This is a genomic window from Pseudomonas sp. AKS31, assembly GCF_023634765.1.
In the GTDB taxonomy this organism is placed as follows: Bacteria; Pseudomonadota; Gammaproteobacteria; order Pseudomonadales; family Pseudomonadaceae; genus Aquipseudomonas.
This window is the reverse complement of record NZ_JAMLFX010000031.1, coordinates 1-2,864: the sequence shown is the minus strand read 5'-3', so window position 1 is coordinate 2,864 and position 2,864 is coordinate 1. Positions and strand designations below refer to the sequence as shown.

Annotated in this window: 2 protein-coding genes and 1 pseudogene; all 3 read left to right on the top strand. The window is 53.1% G+C overall.

Annotated features, from left to right (window positions below; genetic code table 11):
- A partial coding sequence (locus M9827_RS27570; RefSeq protein WP_250608368.1) for an RHS repeat domain-containing protein occupies positions 1-1,767 on the top strand: 1,767 nt, incomplete at its 5' end.
- A 3-nt stretch (positions 1,768-1,770) separates the two neighbouring features.
- A complete protein-coding gene (locus M9827_RS27565) occupies positions 1,771-2,076 on the top strand; it encodes a hypothetical protein (RefSeq protein WP_034152547.1) in 306 nt (101 codons plus the stop codon).
- A 187-nt stretch (positions 2,077-2,263) separates the two neighbouring features.
- Positions 2,264-2,864: pseudogene (locus M9827_RS27880) on the top strand (type IV secretion protein Rhs); the annotation flags it as partial.

Sequence of the window (2,864 nt, the reverse complement as noted above, 5' to 3'; positions counted from 1 at the left end):
CAACTGCTGAAGAAAACCGAGTTCGGCGACGATGGCAGCGAACTGGTCACTGAGTATCAGCGCGATGCTGCTGGCCGGCTGCTGGTGAAAACCCTGGCCGATGGCGAAGAAATCCACTACAGCTACGACGCCCTCGGTCGCCTCGTAAACGTCGATGACGGCCACTGGCCGCTCGCCTACAAATACGACCTGCAAGACCGCCTCATCGAAGAACACCAAGGTTGGGGCACCCTGCGCTATGAGTACGACAGCGTCGGCCAGCTCAAACACTGCCGCCTGCCTGACGGCAGCAAACTCGACTACCGTCACCAACCCGGCGGGCAACTTAGCAACATCGACCTCAATGGCTCGCGCCTGACCTCTCACCAGTTCAGTGCTGGGCGCGAACAAAAACGTCAGCAAGGTTTGCTGCTCAGCCAATACCAGTACGACGAACAAGGCCGCCTGCAAGCCCACACTGTTGGCCAGCGAGACAAGAACCTGTTCCAGCGTCGTTATAATTACGATGCCAACGGCAACCTCGCAGGCATTGATGACAGCCGCAAAGGCAATCGCAGCTACCACTACGACCCGCTCGATCGACTCATCAGCGTGCGCGGTGCTACTCCGGAAAGCTTCGCCCATGACCCGGCGGGCAACCTGCTGGGCCAAAGCAATGAAGGCACAGCAAACCTCGCCAACGTCAAAGGCAACCGCCTGCTGATGCAGGGTGATCGTCACTACGAGTACGACGCGTACGGCAACCTGAGTCGCGAACGCCGTGGCACAGGACAGAAACTCGTCACCGAGTATCGTTACGACTGCCAGCACCGCTTGATCGGCGTTAGCCTGCCGGGTGGCAGCACTGCAACCTACAAGTACGATGCCTTCGGTCGACGTATAGAAAAAACCGTCGATGGCCACATCACCGAATTCCTCTGGCAAGGCGAAAGACTGATTGCCGAGAGCGCTGAGAACCGCTACCGCAGCTATATCTACGAACCGGGCACCTTCCGCCCGTTGGCAATGCTCGACGGCGAAGGCCCACGCAAGGCCACACCGTTCTACTACCAACTCGACCACCTCGGCACCCCGCAAGAGCTTACCGACTACAGCGGTGAAATAATGTGGTCGGCGAAGTACCGAGCCTACGGCAACCTCGCGGCGTTGGACGTCAGCGAAATCGATAACCCGTTGCGCTTCCAAGGTCAGTATTTCGATGCCGAGACAGGGTTACATTACAACCGGCACCGCTACTACAATCCGGGAACTGGACGGTTTTTGACGCCGGATCCGATCAAGCTTGCGGGTGGGTTGAACAGCTACCAGTACGTGCCTAACCCTACGGGGTGGGTGGATCCGCTTGGTCTAAACACTTGCCCTGGTGGGGATAAATGCATTCCTGGCCAAGGTGCCGAGCCTCCAGAGCAAAAAGCCAAGGTTAGCGATGGATCCCCGCCTCCTCCAGACGTTCAGTGGACAAACCATGGAAATAAACATGTGGCCCCTAAGGCTCCTTGGCCTTCTGTCGTAAAATCCACTGCCAATGGAGGTGCAGCGAAATATGTGCCGGGCACAGATATAGAAGCATTAGAACGGCACGCGTTTGCAAACGGACAAGATGTCAATAATGGAAAACCATGGAAAGTCATTGATATGGGAAAAACTATCGGTGCTAACGACGGAAAAGAAACTCGGTACATGAGGGTGGAATTGAGTGCGAACACCATACATGGACATCCGATATCTGAAGAAGCCTTCAAAAAACTAACCAAGAAGAAAAAATAATCGATGAACATTGATAAAATAATAACGCTCGGCGGAACAATTACTTTCGATGATCTCTCCACATTAGTTGGAAGCGACATCAAACTTATTACCGACGATTTAAAAGAAGATCTATTACAGGCATCACTGCCACTCGAACAAATAATTGATATTGGATGGTACCCAGAATTCAGCGAAAATGGCTCCTTTAGAATCTCGCTAATTTCAGATCAAAACTGGGAGTCGCCCACGCACAGCGAAAGCGCGAAAACTTGGACTGAACTTGAAAGAGCGTTAGATCACACTCTGAATAAAATAAAAAAACCTTAATCTTTACGCAGGCGTAAAATAGACCTTTCGTAAAAAACACCACTCCCGAAAACTTTAGGCCTATTTACCGCTTATCGTTACAATAATAAAAATTATAAAAGCTCAACTGAAAATTGGACAGTTTCATTTGCTGCACTCAAGAGAAACCAGCCCTTTTTTTAGAAAATAAATTTGTCCCCTTTCTTCGGACTGCAACACCACGCTTTACAGCTATGATCGACAACAGCGTCTGTTAGAGACTCACCACTCAGACGGCAGCCGATGTCAACTCGGCTGGAACAACCTGGGTCAGTTGCTGGAAGAGCGCCTGCCAGATGGCGGTCAGCGCAAATACCGCTATGACGCGCTCGGTCGACAAATTACCCGTCAGGACGAATTCGGTGCTATCACCCAATACCAATGGGATGCAGTTGATCGTCTGACCCAAGTAACCCTGCCCGGCGGCGCCACTCGCGCGTTCACCTACAACCCATATGGCCGCGTCACCGCCGAACGCGACGAGCTTGGGCGAATCGACAACCTGCACCTGGTCAGCCGCCGCATTAATCCTGACGGCAGCCAACTTCGCTATCGCTACGACAACTCGCGCCTGCTGCTGACTGAAATCGATAACGAGCGCGGCGAGCAATACCACCTCGACTACTACGCCAACGGCCTGATCCAGCAGGAAACCGGTTTCGACGGTCGTCGCACGGCTTACGAGTATGACCTCAACGGACAACTGCTGAAGAAAACCGAGTTCGGCGACGATGGCAGCGAACTGGTCACTGAGTATCAGCGCGATGCTG

What these genes read in the sequence shown, in the direction of transcription:
- M9827_RS27565 (WP_034152547.1), top strand. Translation starts at nt 1,771, where the DNA reads ATGAACATTGATAAAATAATAACGCTCGGCGGAACAATTACTTTCGAT.